We start from the raw sequence: 21,407 nt of genomic DNA, 5'->3' as shown, positions 1-21,407 counted from the left end.
TTGGCAGGCTTGAATCCGCTGCGCTTGCCTGCCTACGTTACGTGGTCATTTAATTTATGAAAGTCATGCTTCTGGTGATGGACGAGCAGCGGGTCATTCTCGACCGGCTCTATGACATCGTTCAGCAGAACTGCGATGAGTGTTTCATCTATCGTCTGAGCAAACAGCAGCAGATGAACCTCGGAGCCTTTCTGGCGTCGGTCGAATACCAGACCTTTGATCGCGTGGTGATCTTCTCCCGGGTCAAACGTCTGGCGCCGCAACTGCGGGTGCTCAAGTGCATTCCAGGGCTGGTGTTTCTCGAGCACGACGCCTATCAGAACTACATGCCGGCCAGTAAGTACCGTGGTGTTTATTCGCGCTTGTACAGCCGATTGCCGAGCTGCCGGGCGCTGGTTTCCGGCGCAGTGGTCGCGCGCAAGATGCTCGCCGAAGGCATCGATACCGTGTTCGTCTCCAAAGGCTATGACGAGCAAATGCTGCACAACACCGGCGTCGAGCGCGATATCCCGATCGGCTTCCTCGGTAGCTTGAAGAGTACCGAGTACGCCGAGCGCAAGGCCATGCTTGAAGCCCTTTCACAGCGCACCGGGATGCTCGTGACCCGTACCAAATCGGGTGCGGAATATCTGGAAACTCTCAATCGCATCAAAATCTTCGTCAGCGCCGACATCGGCATGAACGAGTTCATGATCAAGAACTTCGAAGCCATGGCTTGCGGCTGTGTGCTGCTGGCCTGGAGCCAAGGCGAAGAAGACCGGTTGCTCGGTTTCGAAGACATGCACAACACCGTGTTCTACCGCAGCGAAGACGAGGCGGTGGCGAAGATCAAGCTGCTGCAGGACGACCCGGAACTGGCGCAGCGAATAGCCAGCAACGGCCAGGCGTTTGCTGAAAGCCGTTACTCGTTTGCGCGGGTCGGTCAGGCGCTCGCCGAAGCCATACAACGCGAGATGCGCCCATGGCAACCGCCGTCGGCTTTCACCCGGCTCTGGATCAAATTGCGTTACGGCATGAAGGTGCCCGCCTGAATGGCGGACGAATGCATGGCGCTGGATGCGCGGCCCGGTGGCGACCAGTCGGTTTTGCAAGCCTTGCCCGAAGCCCTGCGCGAATGTCTCAGCCGTGCGGCGCGGGTGATATTGATCGCTAATAATCCCGCGATTACCGCAGCTGATTTCGCAGCGCTGAATATCGGCGCTGATGACGTCGTCGTCAGTTTCAATCATTGCATCAAGGCGACGCTGCTCAACGAGCAAAGCGTGAATGTCTTCGTGCACGGCTATAACGCGCCGGACGCCTATTTCTTCGGTCTGCCCGGCAATGCGGACGTACAGCGACTGGTCGACCGCGCGGGCGAGCGCTGCTTTACCATGCTGGTGGGTTGCGCAGCACCGATGTGCCCGTTGCCGCGCGTTGCGATGTACTGGGATCGCATTCCGTTGCCGCCGCTGTGGAACTACCCGGTCGACCGCCCGGGCGGCAAGCGCTACGTCGGCCCCTCCACCGGCTTCAATACGCTGGTGCTGTTCGATTGGTTGCGTGGGCATGTCGGTTATACCTATCAGTTGATGACCCTGGGTTTCTCCAACGAGGCGGGCAAGCTCTGGAGCGGTCATGCCTGGGATTACGAGCGGGACTGGTTGCAAAAGTCCGATGTGATTGTCGTGCCGCTGCAACCCCGACGCTGGTGGCAGAAACTGTTCAAGCGCAAATAAGCCACGCCGCAGTCAGGTGCCTGCCGGGCCGAATCATTTCTTCATAGGTGCAATCGAGTGTTGAAAATTGCCGTGGCGTTTTTCGGGATTCCGAGAAATTCGCCGATCTGCTTCCCTTCAATCGAGCAGAACGTACTGGCGCAGTTGCCTGCGGGCAGCGAGGTGCAGTGCTTTTATCATCTGTATAAAGTCGATGAAGTGCAGAATTCGCGTTCCGGCGAGAAAGGCGAGCTGGCCGCTGACAACTATCAGCCCTTCGAGTCCATGAGCGGCGCGCTTACTTCGATCGAAGGCGTGCTGGAGCGCTGGGATTTCGAGCGGGTCAAAGCGCTGGGCGATACCTGGGCCGATGACTATGCATCGCTGCGCAACCTGATTTATCAGCTCAACTCATTACACACCGTCACCACCGAGATTGAATCCTTCAATCCGGATTTCGTCGTGTTCGTGCGGCCGGACAATTTCTTCCACACGGCGCTGCCAGGCTACGTGTTCAACCACGCCGAGGCGCGGCGGCACAACGTCTATATTCCTGACTGGCAGTGGTGGGGCGGCCTGAATGACCGTTTTGCCGTATGCGGGCGCGACACCTACGTTGCGTACGGCAAGCGCATTGAACGTATCTTCGATTTCTGCAAGGCGACCGGCCGCAAGCTGCACTCCGAGCGCTTGCTCAAGTTCGCCCTGCTCGAGGCAGGCGCCAAGGTCTGCACTTTGCCGATCCAGGCCTCCCGCGTGCGCATCACCGGCGCATTTGCCGAAGAGTCGTTCTCCCCCAAGCGTGGCATGGGCAAGCGCGAAAACCGCTACTTCCATTTCTTCGCGACATTGCGCACCTGGTGGGATCGCCGACGCTAGCGGCTTGCGCGTTTCCTGCCCAGCCCGACCAGGCGCAGTGCCTTGATGCTCAGTTGCTTGAGGCCGGTGCGTGGCGCTTTCGCCGGTGTCAGACCCTGTTGCACCAGCCAGTCCTTCCAGCGAATGCGTTCGTCGTGCACCACCCAACCCTGCTGCGTTGCAAAGCTTTCCGCCAGGTGAATACCGCGGGTGCTGGCCGGTATCAGCTTGTCGCGTTTGAGGGTAAACAGCTCGGCAGTTGGCGCGCCATCCTTGAGCGGCATGAGATACAAATCAGGACGTTTTCGGTCCAGACGCGCCACCAGTTGATCACCCTCCAAGCGTTCATCGACATGAAACAAGCTCAGCGATTTGGCTTCCCTGGGCACTTCCAAACGCAAATCGTAGATCAATTGCAGCGACGCGGTCGGTAGATGCACGTACGCCCGTGGCCGCTCCAGCAGTTGCAGGTTGGCGCAGCGCACCGGGCGCGCCGAACCGGACAGCGGTGTCAGACGAAACGGCAGCGCTTCGCGGTAATGCAGCGCGGCGGAGTAGGGCGCGGGTAGCCAGGTGTCATTGAAACGCCCGCCGAGCCAGCCTTCCGGGGTTTCCAGCAGGCACTCTTCGGCAATTTCCTGAATCGCCGTGTGCAGCGGAATGTTCAGCTCATGGGCCGGCACGTAGCCGGAAATCAGCTTCAGTACCACGTCGCCGCGATCCTGGCGACGCTGGCGCACCAGCACCCAGTAATCGCGGTTCTGCCAATGCAGGGTCAGGCGCACGGACACGCCGAGGTTGGCCAGTTCCAGGGCGAAGCGCTCGCTGTCGGCGACGCTGACCGGTTTACGCCGTTGCAGGGTCTGGGCGAAGTTCAGCGGCATGCCGACGCTCTGATAGCTCAGGCCTTCGGGCGTGGCTTCGACGAACAGCGGCAGCGTCTTGAAGTTGCTCGGGTTCTTGCGGATGAGCGTGCGCGGCATATCGGCTCCTGGCTTAAGGCCGCGGGGCGGCGTCAGTGACTACGCAGGACCTGGGCAACGGTCGCTACGTTATGGGCGAGGTGCAGCGGATTGATCGTGCCGACAATAGCACTGGCAACGCCGGGATGAGTGAACAGCAACTCGAAGCTGGCGCGCACCGGATCGACTCCCGGACTCAGACAGACATGACCGCTGGCCAAGGCTTTTTTCACCAGAATGGCTTTGCCGTGGGCAGCAGCATAGTCAATGACCGCCTTTTCGTTTTGTTCGTTCAGATTGTAGGTGACCATCGCGCAGTCGCCTTGCTCCAGCGCTTTCAGCCCACCTTCGACGGTTTTCCCGGAAAAACCGAAGCCGCGAATCTTGCCCTCGGTCTTCAGCGCCGCGAGGGTGGCGTAGACCTCTTCGTGCTCAAGGATGGCCATGTCGTTGCCGTCCGAGTGCACGAGGACCAGATCGATGAAATCCGTTTCCAGACGTTGCAGGCTGCGCTCGACCGACATTCGCGTGTGCGCAGCGCTGAAGTCGTGGCGCGACAGGCCATCGGCAAACTCTTCGCCGACCTTGCTGACAATCACCCAATCCTGTCGCTGACCGCGCAGCAGCGGGCCGAGGCGTTCTTCGCTGCGACCATAGGCCGGCGCGGTGTCGATCAGGTTGATGCCCAGATCCCGCGCCTGGCGCAGCAGCATGCGCGCCTCGTCATCGTCGGGAATCTGAAAGCCGTTGGGGTATTTCACCCCTTGATCGCGGCCGAGTTTGACCGTGCCCAGACCCAGTGGCGACACCGACAGGCCGGTGCTGCCCAGCGGGCGATGCAGTTCGTGCAGAGTGGCGATGCTCATGGCAGCAGTTGCTCCCACGCGGGTACACCGAGCGGCGGTTTCGGCAGCGGCGGCAGCGGTTCAGTCGCCTGCGGCTGGATACCGTCGCGTTGCAGCGAGGCGATAACGCGGTCGGAGAAGTCTGGCGCCAGTGCCAGTTTGGTCGGCCAGCCGACGAGCAAGCGACCTTCCTCGGCGAGGAACGCGTTGTCCGGGCGGGTCAGGCCGGTTTGCAGCGGCTCGGCGCGATCGACGCGCAGGGTTGCCCATTGCGTGGTGCTGAGGTCGATCCACGGCAGCAGTTGAGCGATTTCCTTTTGCGCGGTGGCGATCTGTTCGGCCGGCTCGCGGGCCACGCCTTCGCTTTCGGCAATGTCGCCGCCCATGTACCAGACCCACTGGCCATCAGCCGCCGGATGCGTGGTCACGGTGATGCGCGGCTTGGTGCCGCCGCCCAGACAGTGCGCGTACAGCGGTTTCAAGCCGGGGCCCTTGGCGAGGATCATGTGCAGTGGTCGGCGCTGCATGGCCGGACGACTGAGGCCCAACGCTTCGAGCAGTTCGGCAGTGCCGGCGCCAGCACTGAGGACGATGCGCTGGGCGCGGATCTCACGCCCATCGACTTTCAGGCCGACCAGCACGCCGGCTTCCAGCAGCGGTTCGATGACCTGCCCGGCGAGCAGACCGTCACCGGCCAACTCGGCCAGGCGCTGGATCAGGCTCGGGACATCCACCACCAGTTCGGCGAGGCGATAGACCTTGCCCTTGAAACGCCTGTCTTGCAGGGCCGGCGGCAGTTCATCGCCCTTGACCTGATCGACCCGGCCACGCACGGCTTTGCTGGCGAAGAAACTGGTCAGGTTGCCGGCCAGCGTGCCTGGCGACCACAGATAATGCGCTTCGGACAGCAGGCGCACGCCGGACAGATCCAGCTCGCCCGTGCCGGCCAGCGCCTCGCGCCAGCGGCGAGGCATGTCGGCGATGGCTTCCGAGGCGCCCGTCAGCGCACCGTGCAGCGCGTACTTGGCGCCGCCATGGATGATGCCTTGGGACTTCACACTCTGCCCGCCACCGAGGCTGGCGCTTTCCACCAGCACGGTCGAAAAACCCTGACCGCGCAGGCGCGCATTCAGCCAGAGGCCGGCGACACCAGCGCCGACAATCAGAACGTCGGTGGAAATAACGGATGGCATGCAGCGACCTCGGAGCTTGAAGAAGCCGCAAGTTTCAAGCTTCAAGCTGCAAGCTGCAACCCGGACCAGCAAATCAGCAATGCTTGCGGCTTGCCGCTTGAAGCTTGCTGCTGCTTTTTAATGCCCCGCAGTTTTCGAAAACAGCTGAATCACAACGACCCCCAGCACGATCAACGCCATCCCCAGCATCGCCGGTACGTCGAGCTTCTGCCCGTAAATGAACAGAGCGGCGACGCTGACCATAACAATGCCCATCCCCGCCCAGACCGCGTAGGCAACGCCCACCGGTACGGTGCGCACCACCAGCGTCAGCATCCAGAATGCGATCCCATAGCCGACAATGACCAGAATCAGCGGCAGCGGCGTGCTGAAGCCCTTGACCGCTTTCATCGAAACGGTGGCGATCACTTCGGCGCAGATGGCGATGGCCAGATAGACGTAAGCGTTCATGGTTGTGATCCTCAAATAAAACGTTGCTTGCTGAGGCGATATTCTAGGGATTGCTCAGATGGGGTAAAGTCATTACCTATCTGTTCTGGAGATAGGTTGAGAGCGCGCATGCAATGGAATCTTGAGCAGCTACGCATATTTGTCGACGTCGCCGAGCAGCGTTCGTTCTCCGCCGTGGCGCGCCTACAACGCAAGGCGCAATCGGCGATCAGCAGTGCTGTTGCGATGCTCGAAGAGGATTTGGGCGTGAGCCTGTTCGAGCGCAGCAGCGGTCGGCAGCCGATGCTCACCGAGGCGGGCGCGGCGTTACTGGAGGAAGCGCGGGAAGTGTTGCGCCAGTGCGAGCGCCTCAACGGCCGCGCCATGGCCATGCTGCGCGGCCAAGAAGCGCAACTGCGTGTGGCGCAGGACGAGGCGATGCCGTATCAGGCGCTGGTGGAAAGTTTCGGTGAACTGGCCGAGCAGTTTCCCAGCCTGGAAGTGCAACTGACCAGCGCCGCCCAAGGCGAAGTTGCGCGCAAACTGGTCGAACGTCGCGCCGACCTCGGCCTGCTGTTCTATCACGATGAAATCCCCGAAGCCCTTGAGCGCCGCGTGCTGGGTCGAGTGGAAATGGTCACGGTCTGCGGCGTCAATCATCCGCTGGCGCAGCAGGCCTACGTGACCTGCCAGCAACTGGCGCAGCACCGGCAATTGCTGATGTCTACGCAGACCAGCGTCTATCCCGGCAACGAGCCGGCCAGCCCGCAGGTGTGGCGCGCCGACAGTTTTTACGTGATGTCCGAATGGCTGGTGCGGGATCTCGGCTGGGCCTGGTTACCGCGCCACGTTGTGCAGTACTCGGCGTATCAGGGCCAAATGATTGAGCTCGACAGTGAATGGACGCCGCCGGCGCTTGTGGTGGAACTGGTCTGGCGCCGCGACGAACCGCTCGGCCCGGCCGCGCGCTGGCTGGCGGAACGTTTTGCCGTGCACTTGCGGGCGATCGGCGACAAAAGCCGATAAACTCCGCCGCCATGAATAGAACTCTCTACACCGCGCTGTTTTACCTGGGGCTGCCATTGGTGGCGATTCGGCTGTGGCTGCGCGCGCGCAAGGCGCCGGCGTATGCCAAGCGCATTGGCGAGCGCTTTACTCTTGGCATGCCGACCTTGCAGCCCGGCGGCATCTGGGTGCACGCGGTGTCGGTGGGCGAAAGCATTGCCGCCGCGCCGATGATCCGCGCGCTGCTGGAACGCTATCCGGCGCTGCCGATCACCGTGACCTGCATGACCCCGACCGGTTCGGAGCGGATTCAGGCACTGTTCGCCAACGAGGCGCACATTCAACACTGCTATCTGCCGTATGACTTGCCTTGTGCGGCGGCGCGTTTTCTTGAGCGCGTGCAGCCGAAACTTGCGGTGATCATGGAAACCGAGCTGTGGCCCAACCACATTCATCAGTGTGCCAAGCGCGGCATTCCGGTGGCGCTGGCCAATGGACGGTTGTCGCAGCGTTCCGCCAAAGGCTATGGCCGCTTCAGCAAACTCACCGCGCCTATGCTTGCCGAGATGAGCCTGTTGGCGGTGCAGACCGAAGCCGAGGCCCAGCGCTTCCGCGATCTCGGCGCGCGGCCTGAATCTGTCGAGGTCACCGGTTCGATCAAGTTCGACCTGACCATCGATCCGCAATTGCTGCAGCGTGCTACCGAATTGCGTAGCCAATGGCAGACGCAGGATCGTCCCGTGTGGATCGCCGCGAGCACTCACGAAGGCGAAGATGAAGTGGTGCTCGACGCTCATCGTCGCCTGTTGGCCAATCATCCGGATGCATTATTGATTCTGGTGCCGCGTCATCCGGAGCGCTTCAATTCGGTGTTCGAGCTGTGCCAGCACGAAGGTTTCGCCACGGTACGTCGCTCGACCGGGGCCAATGTCGATGCGCAGACGAGCGTGCTGCTTGGCGACACCATGGGCGAGTTGCTGTTTCTCTATGCCCTGGCTGACAGCGCTTTTGTCGGCGGCAGTCTGGTGCCGAACGGCGGGCACAACCTGCTCGAACCCGCCGCGCTGGCGAAACCGGTACTCAGCGGCCCGCACCTGTTCAACTTCCTCGACATCGCCGCGCAACTGCGCGAAGCCGGGGCGTTGGCCGAAGTGGATGATGCCGAAGGCCTCGCAGTCGAGGTGCAGCGCTTGTTCGAACTGCCCCGTGATGCGCAGCGCATGGCCGAGGCAGGGCTGGCGGTGATGCGGCGCAATCAGGGCGCATTGCAGCGGCTGCTGGATGGCTTGGCGCGGCTGATCCAATAGTCGCCTGGAATATGACTGTGGTGAGGGGGTTTATCCCCGCTGGGTTGCGAAGCAGCCCCAAAATAATTCAACGCGGTCATTTAGAAAAACCGTGTCCACCGCTATTGCGACTGCTGCGCAGCCGGACGGGGATAAATCCCCTCACCACAGGGATTCATTCCAGATTTTTCATGGCCGCGCCTTTGGCTGGATGGTCTGGCGCGACTGATCCAATAGTCGCTTGGAATATGACTGTGGTGAGGGGATTTATCCCCGCTGGGTTGCGAAGCAGCCCCAAAACCATTCAGCGCGGTGATTCAGTCAGATCTGACAAGCAGGATTTACGACTGCTGCGCAGCCGGACGGGGATAAATCCCCTCACCACAGGGATTCATTCCAGATTTTTTATGGCCGTGCCTTTGGCTGGATGGTCTGGCGCGGCTGATCCAATAGTCGCTTGGAATATTACTGTGGTGAGGGGATTCATCCCCGCTGGGTTGCGAAGCAGCCCCAAAACCATTCAGCGCGGTCATTTAGAAAAACCGTGTCCACCGCTATTGCGACTGCTGCGCAGCCGGACGGGGATAAATCCCCTCACCACAGGGGATTCATTCCAGATTGTTTATGGCCGGGCCTTGAGCTGCGCCTCGGCCGCCGACGCCAGATCCGGCGGCAGGAAATCCTTGTCAGGGTTGTAGTCGGCTTTCAGATAGCGCCGCAGGTCTTCCAGGTCACCCGGGTTCAGCGTCCCCGCCGCCTGCTTCAGGCGCAGGTTGTCGAGGATGTAGTCGTAGCGGGTGTTGTTGTAATTGCGCACCGAGGTGTACAGCTGACGCTGCGCGTCGAGCACGTCGACGATGTTGCGTGTGCCGACCTGATAACCGATTTCAGTGGCTTCCACCGCGCTCTGGTTGGAGATGATCGACTGGCGGCGCGCCTGCACCTGCTCGACGTCGGTGTTCACCGCGCGGTGCAGATTGCGGGTGTTTTCCACCACCTGCCGGCGCAGCGATTCGCGCTGCTGTTCGCTCTGATCCAGTTGCGCATAGGACTGACGCACTTGCGAACTGGTCAGCCCGCCGCTGTAGATCGGGATGTTCAGTTGCAGGCCCAGGGTGCTCTGCTCGACGTTGCCGCCATAAGGCGCGCCGAACGAGTTGGGGTTGGCAAAGCCGAGGGCGTCGTTGTCGCCTTTCTCGTATTTCGCCACGGCGTCGAGGGTCGGCAAGTGGCCGGCCTTGCGCTGCTTGAGTGTCTGCTCGGCAGAGCTGACCGCGTAGTTGCTGGCGAGCAGATTGAGGTTCTGCCGCGCCGCCGTGTCGACCCAGGATTTCGCATCGTTGGGCGCCGGCGGCAGGATCGGCAGCGTGTGAACGATGCCCTGAATCGAGTTGTACTGGCGGTTGGTCAGGGTGATCAACGCCTGGAACGCATCATCGACCTGACGCTGGGCGACGATGCGGTTGGCTCGCGCGGTGTCGTAACTGGCTTGCGATTGCAGCACGTCAGTCTTGTCCGAAAGGCCGACATCGAAGCGCTCATTGGACTGATCGAGCTGACGTTTGAACGCCGCCTCTTCAGCTCTGGTCGAGGCCAGGTTGTCCTGGCTGCGCAGCACGTTGAAGTAGCTTTCAGCGCTCTGCAGGATCAGGTTCTGTTCGGTCGCCGACAGCTGCAGAGCGGCCTGCTCGTTGACGTCCTTCGCCGCTTGATACTGGAACCAGCGATCGGCGCGGAACAGCGGCTGCGCGAGGGTCGCCTGATAGGAATGCGCGCTGCGGTTGGCGATGGCTGAAGGCTGGTCGATCGAGGTGCGCACGTCAGCAACTTCGGCGCCACCGGACAGGTTCGGCAGCAGACCGGCGCGGGCCTGCGGCACCACTTCTTTCTGCGCGCCATACTGGGCGCGGGCCGCCGCGAGGTCGGCGTTGTTGTCGACCGCTTCCTGATAGACGCTGACCAGATCGGTTTTGGTCGACAAGGGTGCTTCCGCTGCCCAGGCCATTGTGTTGGACGCACAGGACACGGCAACAGCCAATGAAAGTTTGCGCAGCATGAGGCGATCCCTAGCATGAATATTATGGAAGTAATCCGGGCGCCAAAGGTAAGGCGCAGCCCGCACAGCGTCAAGGCTGAGCAGGCCCAGCGAGTGTAGTTGCGCATTGCTCCGGCAACAATCGGCCAGCCTGGGTATTTACGCCATTCATCATGGCGTTCGCTGCGGTGTTGGCGTTCCTTGATGGTTGTGTCTAGACTGGCCGGGTTCTTGTCGGGGTGCCTTGCTATGAGGCTGAGATCGAATAATTTCGGATCCCGTTGAACCTGATCAGGTTAGCGCCTGCGTAGGGAACAAGATTTCTCGTCACCCGGCGAGTCCTCTTGTGCTTCGTCCGGGATATTGTTCGACAATCGAACGCCATGACGAATGCACAGCACCGGTCCTGGTGCGTCCGTGCCTTTCAGGTTCTGCTCCGACAATCCACTGCTGGATGCTGTCTGGAGAGCCCGTGATGACAACAAAAGAAAAAAACGCGATCAACCTGAGTGACTCGGCCAAGGTCGACGAGCAATCGGTCAAGCCGTTCACCCGTTCGCAAAAAATCTACGTTCAGGGCTCGCGCCCGGACATCCGCGTGCCGATGCGCGAAATCAGCCTCGATGTAACCCCGACCGATTTCGGCGGCGAGATCAACGCCCCGGTCACCGTCTACGACACCTCCGGCCCGTACACCGATCCGGACGTGGTCATCGATGTGCGCAAAGGTCTGGCCGATGTGCGTTCAGCGTGGATCGATGACCGTGGCGATACCGAGCGCCTGCCGGGCCTGAGTTCGAACTTCGGCCAGCAGCGTCTGGCCGATGCCGAACTGACCAAACTGCGCTTTGCCCACGTCAACAACCCGCGCCGGGCCAAGGCCGGGGCCAACGTCAGCCAGATGCACTACGCGCGCAAAGGCATCATCACTGCCGAGATGGAATACGTCGCCATCCGCGAAAACATGAAGCTGCAAGAGGCCCGCGCAGCCGGCCTGCTCAAGCAGCAGCACGCCGGCCACAGCTTCGGCGCAAGCATTCCGAAAGAAATCACCCCTGAATTCGTCCGCGAAGAAATCGCCCGTGGTCGCGCGATCATTCCGGCCAACATCAACCACGTCGAACTGGAACCGATGATCATCGGCCGTAACTTCCTGGTGAAGATCAACGGCAATATCGGCAACAGCGCCCTGGGTTCTTCGATCGAAGAAGAAGTGGCGAAGCTGACCTGGGGCATTCGCTGGGGCTCGGACACGGTGATGGACCTGTCCACCGGTAAACACATTCACGAAACCCGCGAGTGGATCATCCGCAACTCGCCGGTGCCGATCGGTACCGTGCCGATTTATCAGGCGCTGGAGAAGGTCAATGGCGTCGCTGAAGACCTGACCTGGGAGCTGTTCCGCGACACCCTGATCGAACAGGCCGAGCAGGGCGTCGACTACTTCACCATTCACGCCGGCGTGCTCCTGCGTTACGTGCCGCTGACCGCCAAACGCGTCACCGGCATCGTCTCCCGTGGCGGTTCGATCATGGCCAAGTGGTGCCTGGCGCACCACAAAGAGAACTTCCTCTACACCCACTTCGACGAAATCTGCGAAATCATGAAGGCCTACGACGTCAGCTTCTCGCTGGGTGATGGCCTGCGTCCGGGCTCGATTGCCGACGCCAATGACGAAGCGCAATTCGGCGAACTGGAAACCCTCGGCGAGCTGACCAAGATTGCCTGGAAGCACGACGTGCAATGCATGATCGAAGGCCCGGGCCACGTGCCGATGCAGTTGATCAAAGAGAACATGGACAAGCAGCTCGAATGCTGCGACGAGGCGCCGTTCTACACCCTCGGTCCGCTGACTACCGACATTGCGCCGGGCTATGACCACATCACTTCCGGTATCGGCGCGGCGATGATCGGCTGGTTCGGTTGCGCGATGCTCTGCTACGTGACGCCGAAGGAGCACCTGGGCCTGCCGAACAAGGATGACGTGAAAACCGGGATCATCACTTACAAGATCGCCGCGCATGCGGCGGACCTGGCCAAGGGACATCCAGGCGCGCAGATCCGCGATAACGCACTGAGCAAGGCGCGTTTCGAATTTCGCTGGGAAGACCAGTTCAACCTCGGCCTGGACCCGGACACCGCGCGCTCCTATCACGACGAAACCCTGCCGAAGGACTCGGCCAAGGTCGCGCATTTCTGCTCGATGTGCGGGCCGAAATTCTGCTCGATGAAGATCACCCAGGAAGTCCGCGAGTATGCGGCCAACCAGCGCATCGACGCGGTCGATGTGGACGTCGCCAAGGGGCTAGCTGAGCAGGCCGAGCGGTTCAAACAGGAAGGCAGTCAGCTGTACAAGAAAGTCTAGCCACAAGCCACAAGCCACAAGCCACAAGCCACAAGCGGCAAGCGGCAAGCTGCAAGATTGGAAGCAGTCCGCGTACCGCTTTTAACTTGCGGCTTGCAGCTTGCAGCTTGCAGCTTGCAGCTTGCAGCTTGCAGCTTTTTCCTGCTCCTCTTTGAGATAACACCCTTGAGCATTCAACCCGGCACTTATTCCCCCGACCTTGCCGTGCCCGCTGAAAAGCGTGTCTTCGGCGGTCGCGATCTGTTTTCCCTGTGGTTCTCCCTCGGCATCGGCCTGATGGTTTTGCAGACCGGCGCATTGCTCGCGCCGGGCCTGGGCCTGTCCGGTTCTTTGCTGGCGATTTTCCTCGGCACGCTGGTGGGCGTGCTGTTGCTGGCTGCAGTCGGCGTGATCGGCAGCGACACCGGCCTGTCATCAATGGCCGCGTTGAAGCTCAGCCTTGGCAGCAAAGGCGCGAGCCTGCCGGCGCTGCTCAATCTGCTGCAACTGATCGGCTGGGGCTCGTTCGAAATCATCGTCATGCGCGACGCCGCCAGCCTGCTCGGCACCCGCGCCTTCAGCGAAGGTTCGCTGTGGGCCAATCCGATTCTGTGGACGCTGTTCTTCGGTGCGCTGGCGACCTTGCTCGCGGTGAGCGGGCCGTTGACGTTCGTGCGGCAGATTCTGCGCAAGTGGGGCATCTGGCTGCTGCTCGCCGCGTGCCTGTGGTTGACCTGGAACCTGTTCGCCAAAGCCGACCTCGTGGCGCTGTGGGCGCGCGCCGGTGACGGCTCGATGCCGTTCGCGGTGGGCTTCGACATTGCCATCGCCATGCCGCTGTCGTGGCTGCCGTTGATTGCCGACTATTCGCGTTTCGGCAAACGCGCAAAGAATGTTTTCGGTGGCACGGCTGTGGGTTTCTTCATCGGCAATTTCTGGCTGATGAGCCTTGGTGTGGCCTACACCCTGGCGTTTGCGCCGAGCGGTGAAGTCAACGCGCTGCTGCTGGCCTTGGCAGGTGCCGGTCTGGGCATTCCGCTGTTGCTGATTCTGCTCGACGAGTCGGAAAACGCTTTTGCCGATATACATTCGGCAGCGGTCTCGAGCGGGATCCTGTTGCGTCTGAAAGTCGAGCACCTGGCTTTGGCCATCGGCTTGATCTGCACGCTGATCGCACTGCTGGCGCCGTTGGCGCAGTACCAGAATTTCCTGCTGTTGATCGGCTCGGTGTTCGCGCCGCTGTTCGGCGTGGTGCTGGTGGATCACTTCATCCTGCGCAAGCGCAGTGCTCAGGTCGCGTCAGCCGCATTGCGCTGGCCGGCGTTGCTGGCGTGGCTGGGTGGCGTGAGCACCTACCACTTGCTGGCGAATCTGTATCCGGATGTCGGCGCAACCCTGCCGGCGCTGGTGCTGGCAGGGTTGCTGCAACTGGTGCTGGGCCGGGCCTTCAGTTACGGCCGGGAAACAGCTCAGGCTTGAGAATGCCGTTCAGGCGCGGGTAAGGAATCTTCAGTTCGACGTGGCCCAGCGCATAGGGCGCGATGGTGGTCACGTCGTACTTGAGGATCACGCCACCGTAGGTCAGCGCCACGTGCGGGGTTTTCACGAACGGCCAGTTCGCGACGAATTCCGCCTCCTGATCGAGCTTGGTGCTGATCAGCCAACTGTTGTGCGCCACTTGCGCGGCTTTCCAGAATGCCTCTTCCTGACCCGGCAGCAACATGTCGGACAGGTTCAGCACCTTGTGCTGCTGGCGCGAATAGTTGATGAAACCGCGACCCGGCGTGCCGTGGGCGCCGCCGGTGTCGAGGTAGCTCGACAGCTCGATGATCACCAGTCCGTCATGCTGCTCGCGTACTTTCGCTTGCAGATAGCTGCTGTTGCGCGGGCCGGCGCTGGCCAGGAACTGCTCGCGGTAGGCGGCCAGGGTTGGCGCTACGGGTGCGTTCTTCTCGGTGCGGGTCATTTGCAGCAGACGTTTTTCGATGATGCCGTCCAGTGCCGGCTCGTCCGGGAAGCGCAGGGTGTCGATGTTCACCAGCGGGCAATCGGGATTGGAACAGCCGGGTTTGAGTTGTTCCGAGGCGTCGCGGGTGGTTTCCAGCGGCGTGCGATAGTTGGGCTGGAACAGACTGGCACAGGCGCCCAGAGTAAGGGCAATAGCGGCCACAGAGGCAATTTTGAAAAGCGACATGGGCGTCCTTTCGAAAGCAGGGGAAGGCAAAAAGATACCGCTTCGACTCTCAACGGAGCAGTCAGTTCGCCACTAAGCTGATTAGAGTGTGTTTCAGCTTCACCGTCCATCCCGCTGACGGTAAAGGGGCTGCATCAAACGGTGCGGGCGCGTTAGGATGGCGCGAAGTCGAGGTTGCTGGTTGTACACGGAAACCTCGTAAAGGATATGCAGTAAAGAGGATGAACATGACTGATTTTGCCAACGCCATTCCGACCGCCGTCGATATCGTGCGGCGCGAAAAATGCTACGAGGGCTTCTACAAGCTCGACCGTGTGCACTTGCGCCATGAGCTGTTCGCCGGGGGCATGAGCCGCGAGATCAACCGGGAAATCTTCGTGCGCCACGATGCCGTGTGCGTCCTGCCTTACGATCCGCAGCGCGATGAAGTGGTGCTGATCGAGCAGTTTCGCGTCGGCGCCATGGGCAAGGCCGACAACCCGTGGCTGGTCGAGCTGGTCGCCGGTCTGATCGACAAGGATGAGCAGCCGGAAGAAGTTGCTCACCGCGAGGCGCAGGAGGAAGCTGGGCTGGACATCAAGGCGTTGTGGCCGATGACCAAGTACTTCCCATCGCCGGGTGGCAGCAACGAATTCGTGCATTTGTATCTGGGGCGTTGCAGCACCGACGGTGTCGGCGGTCTGCACGGGCTGGAAGAAGAGGCCGAAGACATTCGCGTAACGGTCTGGGCCTTTGAAGATGCCTTGCAGGCCGTGCGTGACGGACGGATTGCCAACGCGGCGAGCATCATCGCCTTGCAGTGGCTGGCGCTGAACCGCGCCGAAGTGAGGGGGCTATGGTCGTAAACAAGCTGCGCGATCGTTATCGGGTTGACCTCGTGGGGCTGCAAGCCGCCTGCGAGGCCAACTACGCGCGCCTGATGCGACTGCTGCCGGACATGCGCAACGAACCCGAGGCGCGGCGTATCGCTGTGACCCAGGGCGAGCAGATGCTCGGCGTGCTCGCCCTCGAGGTGCTGCAGACCTGCCCGTACACCACGACCTTGCAGGTACGCCAGGAGCACAGCCTGCCATGGTTGCCGGTGCCGCAACTGGAAGTGCAGGTCTACCACGACGCGCGCATGGCCGAAGTGGTCAGCGCCGAGCATGCACGACGCTTTCGCGGCATCTATCCTTACCCGAACGCCGCCATGCACCAGCCCGATGAAAAGGCCCAGCTCAATGTGTTTCTGGGCGAATGGCTGAGTCATTGCCTGGCGTTGGGGCACGAGTACGAAGTCGTTCGCTAGTTGTGAACTGCGTCCGCTTCGGCGGTTTCCCCTTCGTGTCATCCCCCAGCATAATTGCCGCACCCATCCATTGCGTGCCTAGCCCCGGGAGAGCGCCTTGCCCAGCGTATCGACAATTACCAGCGCCGACCCGGCGCTGCTGGTGCAGTTGTCCGACAGCCACCTGTTCGCTGAAGCGCACAGCAAGCTGCTGGGCATGAAGACCCGCGAGAGCCTGCAACAGGTCATCGACCTGGTGTTGGCGCAACAGGCGCAGATCGATCTGCTGCTGGCGACCGGAGATATTTCCCAGGACGGCACGCTGGAGTCGTATCAGGCCTTCCGCCAGATGAGCGCGCAGATCAATGCCCCGGCGCGCTGGATTCCCGGCAATCACGACGAACCTATGGTCATGGCCGAGGCGGCGGTGCAGAGCACCTTGCTCGAATCGGTAGTCGATATCGGCAATTGGCGGGTGACGATGCTGGATTCGGCGGTGCCGGGTTCGGTGCCGGGTTATCTGCAGGATGATCAATTGCAACTGCTGGCCCGCGCGCTGAGCGAGGCGCCGGAGCGTCATCATCTGGTGTGCCTGCATCATCATCCGGTGTCGATCGGCTGCGCGTGGATGGAGCCGATCGGCCTGCGCAACCCGGAAGCGTTCTTTGAAGTGCTGGATCGCTTTCCACAGGTTCGCGCGGTGCTGTGGGGGCATGTGCATCAGGAAATCGATCGCGACCGCAATGGCGTGCGCTTGATGGCCTCGCCCTCGACGTGCATCCAGTTCGAGCCGGGGAGTGCGGATTTCAAAGTGGGCGAGCAGGCGCCGGGGTATCGCTGGCTGCGGTTGTTGCCGGACGGGAAATTGGAAACGGGCGTCGAAAGAGTCACCGACTTCGAGTTCACAGTCGATTACGGCTCCAACGGTTACTGAACTGACAATCAAAGACCCTCACCCCAGCCCTCTCCCAGAGGGAGAGGGGGCCGACCTCGGTGTCTTTGGCTGTGCATCGGCCTGAAACAGCGATATCGATTATGGATTCGCAGCATAACGTTCAGGTCGGTGTAGCTCTCGAATATCCCCCAGTCGGTTCCCTCTCCCTCCGGGAGAGGGTTAGGGTGAGGGCAGCTTGTGCTGTCACACCAATTTATTGAACCCACCCCCAATCCCGGTCCTTCTCCCTGTAAACTCCGCTATCTTTCGCCGACAGCCAGGGAGCTCAAATGTCCGGTTCGATCCTCTATATCCACGGTTTCAACAGCGCGCCGGCCTCGAAGAAGGCCTGTCAGCTGGTCGCGGTCATGGAGCGGCTGGGTTTGAGCGAGCAATTGCGCGTGCCGGCGCTGCATCACCATCCGCGCGAAGCCATCGGTCAGCTCGAGCAGGCAATCGCCGAGCTGGGCCGGCCGTTGCTGGTGGGAAGTTCGCTCGGCGGCTACTATGCGACTCACCTGGCCGAGCGCCATGGCCTGAAAGCCCTGCTGGTCAACCCGGCGGTCAGCCCGCACCGGATGTTCGATGGTTATCTGGGCACGCAGAAGAATCTCTACACCGATGAAGCCTGGGAACTGACCCACGACCACGTCACGGCGCTGGCCGAACTGGAAGTGCCGCCACCGCAGGATCCGCAGCGTTATCAGGTCTGGTTGCAAACCGGCGACGAAACGCTGGATTATCGCCTCGCCCAACAGTATTACCGCGCCTGTGCCTTGCGCATCCAGGCTGGCGGCGACCACAGTTTCCAGGGCTTTGCCGGGCAATTGCCGGCGTTGCTGAGTTTTGCCGGCATGGCTGCCGATATGTATCAGGCAATCGATTTCACCACGCTGTGAAGTCTTGCCCCTCTTTCATGAATGACTGACGACGAGACCTTATGGCCACTCCCAGCGCTAGTTCTTATAACGCCGACGCCATCGAAGTCCTCTCGGGCCTCGACCCGGTGCGCAAACGCCCCGGCATGTACACCGACACCAGTCGGCCGAACCACCTCGCCCAGGAAGTCATCGACAACAGCGTCGACGAAGCCCTGGCCGGCCACGCCAAATCGGTGCAGGTCATCCTGCACGCCGACCATTCGCTGGAAGTCAGCGACGACGGCCGTGGCATGCCGGTCGACATCCACCCGGAAGAGGGTGTGTCCGGCGTCGAGCTGATCCTCACCAAGCTGCACGCGGGCGGCAAGTTCTCCAACAAGAACTACCAGTTCTCCGGCGGTCTGCACGGGGTGGGTATTTCCGTGGTCAACGCGCTGTCGACCGAAGTGCGCGTACGGGTCAAGCGTGACGGCAACGAATACCAGATGACCTTCAAGGACGGCTTCAAGGCCTCCGAGCTGGAAATCGTCGGCACCGTCGGCAAGCGCAACACCGGCACCAGCGTGTACTTCGCGCCGGACCCGAAATACTTCGACTCACCGAAATTCTCCATCAGCCGCCTCAAGCACGTGCTCAAGGCCAAGGCTGTGTTGTGCCCGGGGCTGCTGGTCAGCTTCGAAGACAAAGGCACCGGCGAGAAAGTCGAGTGGCATTACGAAGACGGCCTGCGCTCTTATCTGGTCGATGCGGTCAGCGAGTTCGAACGTCTGCCGAACGAGCCGTTCTGCGGCGCCTTCGCCGGTAATAAGGAAGCGGTCGACTGGGCGCTGCTGTGGCTGCCGGAAGGTGGCGACGCGGTGCAGGAAAGCTACGTCAACCTGATCCCGACCGCGCAGGGCGGCACGCACGTCAACGGGCTGCGTCAGGGTCTGCTCGACGCGATGCGCGAGTTCTGCGAGTTCCGCAGCCTGCTGCCGCGCGGCGTGAAGCTGGCGCCGGAAGACGTCTGGGAGCGCATCGCTTTCGTCTTGTCGATGAAAATGCAGGAACCGCAATTCTCCGGCCAGACCAAAGAGCGTCTGTCTTCCCGTGAAGCGGCGGCGTTCGTCTCCGGAGTAGTGAAAGACGCTTTCAGCCTGTGGCTCAACGCCAACCCGGAAACCGGTCTGGCGCTGGCCGAACTGGCAATCAATAACGCTGGCCGCCGCCTCAAGGCGAGCAAGAAAGTCGAGCGCAAACGCGTCACTCAAGGCCCGGCATTGCCGGGCAAACTGGCTGACTGCGCCGGGCAGGACCCGATGCGTTCCGAGCTGTTCCTGGTCGAGGGTGACTCCGCCGGCGGTTCGGCCAAACAGGCGCGGGACAAGGAGTTCCAGGCGATCCTGCCGTTGCGCGGCAAGATCCTCAACACCTGGGAAGTCGACGGCAGCGAAGTGCTCGCCAGCCAGGAAGTGCACAACATCGCCGTGGCCATCGGCGTCGATCCGGGCGCGGCGGACATGAGCCAGCTGCGCTACGGCAAGATCTGCATCCTCGCCGACGCCGACTCCGACGGTCTGCACATTGCCACTTTGTTGTGTGCGCTGTTCGTCCAGCACTTCCGCCCGCTGGTGGATGCCGGTCACGTCTATGTGGCGATGCCGCCGCTGTACCGCATCGACCTCGGCAAAGAAATCTACTACGCCCTCGACGAGGCCGAGCGCGACGGTATTCTCGATCGCCTGGTGGCCGAGAAGAAACGCGGCAAGCCGCAGGTCACCCGATTCAAGGGGCTGGGCGAAATGAACCCGCCGCAACTGCGTGAAACTACCATGGACCCGAACACCCGGCGTCTGGTGCAGTTGACGCTGGGCGAAGACTTCGCCGAAACCTCGGAAATGATGGACATGCTGCTGGCGAAGAAACGCGCCGGCGACCGCAAATCCTGGCTGGAATCCAAAGGCAACCTCGCCGAGGTGCTGGCCTGATGCAGTTTGGCTGGGCCTTGGCGAGTGCGTTGCTGCTGAGTGCGCTGAGCGTGTCGGCCGAGCCGCTGCAACAATTGCGGCTGCTTTCCGAGCACCCGGTCGAAGGCATGCGCGGCGGTAATCTGTCGGGGCTGGCCATGTGCGGCAATGAGCTGTGGACGGTTTCCGATCGCGATGACGAGCAGATCTATCGGCTCGATACCCGCGATCCGGTCTGGCAGGCGCAAACCGTGCACATCGACGTGCCGCCCGTGCCGGAGAGCGGCTTGCCGTGGGGTTTGAGTTCGCGCACCTGGGCTGCATCGTTCATTCGCGGTGGCGATCTGGATTTCGAAGGCATCAGTTGCGACAGCGTAGGCAATCGCTACATCGTCAGTGAGGCCCATGCGGCGGTGTTGCAGGTGCCGGTCAGCGGCCCGGCGAACTGGCTGAAAATCTCGCCGCTGCTGGTTCGCGAAGCGCGGGCGAGCGGCCTGCTGCTCAAGTTCAATTCGATCTTCGAGGGCGTGGCGATCAACCCCGCCGGTGATCAGATATGGCTGGCCGCCGAACGGCAAAAGCGCGGTTTGCTGCTGATCAAGCGCCAGCAGACGGTGTGGGATTGTGACGGTCGCTGCGTGCTGCTCAGTGAGGGCGGCAAGGAGATGCAGCCGCCACAGTTTCCGAAAGCAAAAGCGGTTCATCGCGACTTTTCCGACATTTCCTTGTTCAACGGCAAGCTGTTTACCCTTGAACGCAACGCTTTCGAGATCTGCCGTCGCGATGCACAGACGGCCAAGGTCGAGCAGTGCTGGTCGTATGCCGGCGAACTGTTGCAGGAACAACGTCGGTATTCGCAGAACTACGGACTGGAGGAAGCGCTGATCATTGATGCCGAAGGTGCGTGGATCGGCGTCGACAACAATTTTGGCCCGCGTGCTGATGGCGAAGTCCGCCCGGTGGTCTGGCGCTTTGCCGCGCCGGACGGTGGCTGGAGTGCCAGGCCATGAGCCAGCAACCGCCGGGCAAGCGTGCCGGTCGGGTGTTGATGATCCTCGCCTGGTGCGCGGCGCTGTTTCTCGCGACGCGGTTTTTCGGTCAGTGGGAACAGCGCCAGCAGAATCCGAACATCGTGGTCACGTCGGAGCAGGGCGAAGGATTTATCGAAGTGAAACTGGCGCGCAATGCCCAAGGGCATTTTGTCGCCAGCGGCCAGATCAACGGCGAGCCGGTCGAGTTCATGCTCGACACCGGCGCCACCGATGTGGCGATCCCGGCGGATCTGGCCAAGCGTTTGAAGCTGCAAGAAGGTTTCGGCGTGACCCTGAGCACGGCCAATGGCCTGAGCCAGGGCTATCGAACGAAGATTGCCCGCCTGCAATTGGGCGACATCGTCCTGCGGGATGTCCGCGCACTGGTGGCGCCGGGGCTGCATGGCGATCAGGTGCTGCTCGGCATGAGCGCCCTGAACAGACTTGAATTTACCCAGCGCGGTGGCACCATGCTGCTGCGCCAGACAACGAACCGATGA

Annotated in this window: 20 protein-coding genes and 1 riboswitch; of the genes, 14 read left to right on the top strand and 6 right to left on the bottom strand. The window is 61.5% G+C overall.

What is annotated here, in order from left to right:
* Positions 1-56: 56 nt before the first annotated feature.
* Genes JWU58_RS25000 through JWU58_RS24990 form a run of 3 tightly spaced genes read left to right on the top strand, consistent with a single transcriptional unit; the run spans position 57 to position 2,576 of the window.
* A complete protein-coding gene (locus JWU58_RS25000; RefSeq protein WP_123443969.1) occupies positions 57-1,031 on the top strand; it encodes a glycosyltransferase family protein in 975 nt (324 codons plus the stop codon).
* Positions 1,032-1,718, top strand: a complete 687-nt coding sequence (locus JWU58_RS24995) for a hypothetical protein (RefSeq protein WP_206421160.1) — start codon at positions 1,032-1,034, stop codon at positions 1,716-1,718.
* Positions 1,719-1,775: 57 nt separating this feature from the next.
* The gene (locus JWU58_RS24990; protein ID WP_206421159.1) at positions 1,776-2,576 is read left to right on the top strand and encodes a hypothetical protein; all 801 of its coding nucleotides are present in this window, start codon (positions 1,776-1,778) and stop codon (positions 2,574-2,576) included.
* On the opposite strand, the gene JWU58_RS24985 is transcribed toward JWU58_RS24990, so the two are convergent.
* The 4 genes from JWU58_RS24985 to JWU58_RS24970 form a co-directional block, all read right to left on the bottom strand.
* Complete coding sequence (locus JWU58_RS24985; RefSeq protein WP_071174214.1) at positions 2,573-3,538, bottom strand: metal ABC transporter ATPase; 966 nt, start codon at positions 3,536-3,538, stop codon at positions 2,573-2,575. The genes JWU58_RS24990 and JWU58_RS24985 overlap by 4 nt on opposite strands.
* Before the next feature lie 32 nt (positions 3,539-3,570).
* Positions 3,571-4,383 carry an aldo/keto reductase gene (locus tag JWU58_RS24980; RefSeq protein WP_206421158.1) on the bottom strand — a complete coding sequence of 271 codons (813 nt, stop codon included), beginning with the start codon at positions 4,381-4,383 and terminating at the stop codon, positions 3,571-3,573.
* Complete coding sequence (locus JWU58_RS24975) at positions 4,380-5,555, bottom strand: NAD(P)/FAD-dependent oxidoreductase (protein WP_123443965.1); 1,176 nt, start codon at positions 5,553-5,555, stop codon at positions 4,380-4,382. Before JWU58_RS24975 ends, JWU58_RS24980 begins: the two co-directional genes overlap by 4 nt.
* A gap of 117 nt (positions 5,556-5,672) precedes the next feature.
* Positions 5,673-6,005 carry a DMT family transporter gene (locus JWU58_RS24970; protein WP_016771980.1) on the bottom strand — a complete coding sequence of 111 codons (333 nt, stop codon included), beginning with the start codon at positions 6,003-6,005 and terminating at the stop codon, positions 5,673-5,675.
* 108 nt (positions 6,006-6,113) lie between these two features.
* Between JWU58_RS24970 and JWU58_RS24965 the strand changes: the two genes are divergently transcribed.
* Both JWU58_RS24965 and waaA read left to right on the top strand, forming a co-directional pair.
* Positions 6,114-7,010, top strand: a complete 897-nt coding sequence (locus JWU58_RS24965) for a LysR family transcriptional regulator (RefSeq protein WP_123443964.1) — start codon at positions 6,114-6,116, stop codon at positions 7,008-7,010.
* An 11-nt stretch (positions 7,011-7,021) separates the two neighbouring features.
* Positions 7,022-8,296 (top strand): lipid IV(A) 3-deoxy-D-manno-octulosonic acid transferase, encoded by a 1,275-nt coding sequence (waaA, locus tag JWU58_RS24960; protein WP_206421157.1) that lies wholly within the window; start codon positions 7,022-7,024, stop codon positions 8,294-8,296.
* A gap of 601 nt (positions 8,297-8,897) precedes the next feature.
* Here waaA and JWU58_RS24955 read toward each other — a convergent pair.
* Positions 8,898-10,331 (bottom strand): TolC family outer membrane protein, encoded by a 1,434-nt coding sequence (locus JWU58_RS24955; protein WP_206421156.1) that lies wholly within the window; start codon positions 10,329-10,331, stop codon positions 8,898-8,900.
* Between the two features lie 204 nt (positions 10,332-10,535).
* Positions 10,536-10,641: riboswitch (TPP riboswitch) on the top strand.
* 144 nt (positions 10,642-10,785) lie between these two features.
* On the opposite strand from JWU58_RS24955, the gene thiC reads away from it, so the two are divergent.
* Positions 10,786-12,675, top strand: a complete 1,890-nt coding sequence (gene thiC / locus JWU58_RS24950) for a phosphomethylpyrimidine synthase ThiC (protein WP_016771976.1) — start codon at positions 10,786-10,788, stop codon at positions 12,673-12,675.
* 165 nt (positions 12,676-12,840) lie between these two features.
* The gene (cytX, locus tag JWU58_RS24945) at positions 12,841-14,133 is read left to right on the top strand and encodes a putative hydroxymethylpyrimidine transporter CytX (protein ID WP_206421155.1); all 1,293 of its coding nucleotides are present in this window, start codon (positions 12,841-12,843) and stop codon (positions 14,131-14,133) included.
* Here cytX and JWU58_RS24940 read toward each other — a convergent pair.
* Complete coding sequence (locus JWU58_RS24940) at positions 14,102-14,848, bottom strand: RsiV family protein (protein WP_016771974.1); 747 nt, start codon at positions 14,846-14,848, stop codon at positions 14,102-14,104. The genes cytX and JWU58_RS24940 overlap by 32 nt on opposite strands.
* A 227-nt stretch (positions 14,849-15,075) precedes the next feature.
* Here JWU58_RS24940 and JWU58_RS24935 point away from each other — a divergent pair, with 227 nt between their 5' ends.
* The 7 genes from JWU58_RS24935 to JWU58_RS24905 all read left to right on the top strand — a co-directional run bounded on the left by JWU58_RS24935 (position 15,076) and on the right by JWU58_RS24905 (position 21,407).
* Positions 15,076-15,693: an NUDIX domain-containing protein gene (locus tag JWU58_RS24935; RefSeq protein WP_024011344.1), complete on the top strand. Its 618-nt coding sequence runs from the start codon at positions 15,076-15,078 to the stop codon at positions 15,691-15,693.
* Positions 15,684-16,136 (top strand): DUF1249 domain-containing protein, encoded by a 453-nt coding sequence (locus JWU58_RS24930; RefSeq protein ID WP_016771972.1) that lies wholly within the window; start codon positions 15,684-15,686, stop codon positions 16,134-16,136. Before JWU58_RS24935 ends, JWU58_RS24930 begins: the two co-directional genes overlap by 10 nt.
* Positions 16,137-16,233: 97 nt before the next feature.
* The gene (gene cpdA, locus JWU58_RS24925) at positions 16,234-17,049 is read left to right on the top strand and encodes a 3',5'-cyclic-AMP phosphodiesterase (RefSeq protein ID WP_016771971.1); all 816 of its coding nucleotides are present in this window, start codon (positions 16,234-16,236) and stop codon (positions 17,047-17,049) included.
* Between the two features lie 290 nt (positions 17,050-17,339).
* Positions 17,340-17,948, top strand: a complete 609-nt coding sequence (locus JWU58_RS24920; protein ID WP_123443959.1) for a YqiA/YcfP family alpha/beta fold hydrolase — start codon at positions 17,340-17,342, stop codon at positions 17,946-17,948.
* A gap of 41 nt (positions 17,949-17,989) precedes the next feature.
* Entirely contained in the window at positions 17,990-19,897 is a 1,908-nt protein-coding gene (gene parE, locus JWU58_RS24915) for a DNA topoisomerase IV subunit B (protein ID WP_024011346.1), read from the top strand.
* The gene (locus tag JWU58_RS24910; protein ID WP_206421154.1) at positions 19,897-20,886 is read left to right on the top strand and encodes an esterase-like activity of phytase family protein; all 990 of its coding nucleotides are present in this window, start codon (positions 19,897-19,899) and stop codon (positions 20,884-20,886) included. Before parE ends, JWU58_RS24910 begins: the two co-directional genes overlap by 1 nt.
* Complete coding sequence (locus tag JWU58_RS24905; protein WP_206421153.1) at positions 20,883-21,407, top strand: retropepsin-like aspartic protease family protein; 525 nt, start codon at positions 20,883-20,885, stop codon at positions 21,405-21,407. Before JWU58_RS24910 ends, JWU58_RS24905 begins: the two co-directional genes overlap by 4 nt.

The organism is Pseudomonas atacamensis, assembly GCF_017167965.1.
GTDB lineage: Bacteria > Pseudomonadota > Gammaproteobacteria > Pseudomonadales > Pseudomonadaceae > Aquipseudomonas > Aquipseudomonas atacamensis.
This window is presented reverse-complemented; position numbering and strand designations above follow the sequence as displayed.

Coding starts and splice junctions, on each gene's coding strand:
- JWU58_RS24970 (WP_016771980.1), bottom strand. CDS start 6,005: ATGAACGCTTACGTCTATCTGGCCATCGCCATCTGCGCCGAAGTGATC.
- JWU58_RS24975 (WP_123443965.1), bottom strand. CDS start 5,555: ATGCCATCCGTTATTTCCACCGACGTTCTGATTGTCGGCGCTGGTGTC.
- thiC (WP_016771976.1), top strand. CDS start 10,786: ATGACAACAAAAGAAAAAAACGCGATCAACCTGAGTGACTCGGCCAAG.
- parE (WP_024011346.1), top strand. CDS start 17,990: ATGGCCACTCCCAGCGCTAGTTCTTATAACGCCGACGCCATCGAAGTC.
- JWU58_RS24905 (WP_206421153.1), top strand. CDS start 20,883: ATGAGCCAGCAACCGCCGGGCAAGCGTGCCGGTCGGGTGTTGATGATC.
- JWU58_RS24995 (WP_206421160.1), top strand. CDS start 1,032: ATGGCGGACGAATGCATGGCGCTGGATGCGCGGCCCGGTGGCGACCAG.
- JWU58_RS24910 (WP_206421154.1), top strand. CDS start 19,897: ATGCAGTTTGGCTGGGCCTTGGCGAGTGCGTTGCTGCTGAGTGCGCTG.
- JWU58_RS24980 (WP_206421158.1), bottom strand. CDS start 4,383: ATGAGCATCGCCACTCTGCACGAACTGCATCGCCCGCTGGGCAGCACC.
- JWU58_RS24920 (WP_123443959.1), top strand. CDS start 17,340: ATGTCCGGTTCGATCCTCTATATCCACGGTTTCAACAGCGCGCCGGCC.
- JWU58_RS24965 (WP_123443964.1), top strand. CDS start 6,114: ATGCAATGGAATCTTGAGCAGCTACGCATATTTGTCGACGTCGCCGAG.
- JWU58_RS25000 (WP_123443969.1), top strand. CDS start 57: ATGAAAGTCATGCTTCTGGTGATGGACGAGCAGCGGGTCATTCTCGAC.
- waaA (WP_206421157.1), top strand. CDS start 7,022: ATGAATAGAACTCTCTACACCGCGCTGTTTTACCTGGGGCTGCCATTG.
- JWU58_RS24930 (WP_016771972.1), top strand. CDS start 15,684: ATGGTCGTAAACAAGCTGCGCGATCGTTATCGGGTTGACCTCGTGGGG.
- JWU58_RS24985 (WP_071174214.1), bottom strand. CDS start 3,538: ATGCCGCGCACGCTCATCCGCAAGAACCCGAGCAACTTCAAGACGCTG.
- JWU58_RS24940 (WP_016771974.1), bottom strand. CDS start 14,848: ATGTCGCTTTTCAAAATTGCCTCTGTGGCCGCTATTGCCCTTACTCTG.
- JWU58_RS24955 (WP_206421156.1), bottom strand. CDS start 10,331: ATGCTGCGCAAACTTTCATTGGCTGTTGCCGTGTCCTGTGCGTCCAAC.
- JWU58_RS24935 (WP_024011344.1), top strand. CDS start 15,076: ATGACTGATTTTGCCAACGCCATTCCGACCGCCGTCGATATCGTGCGG.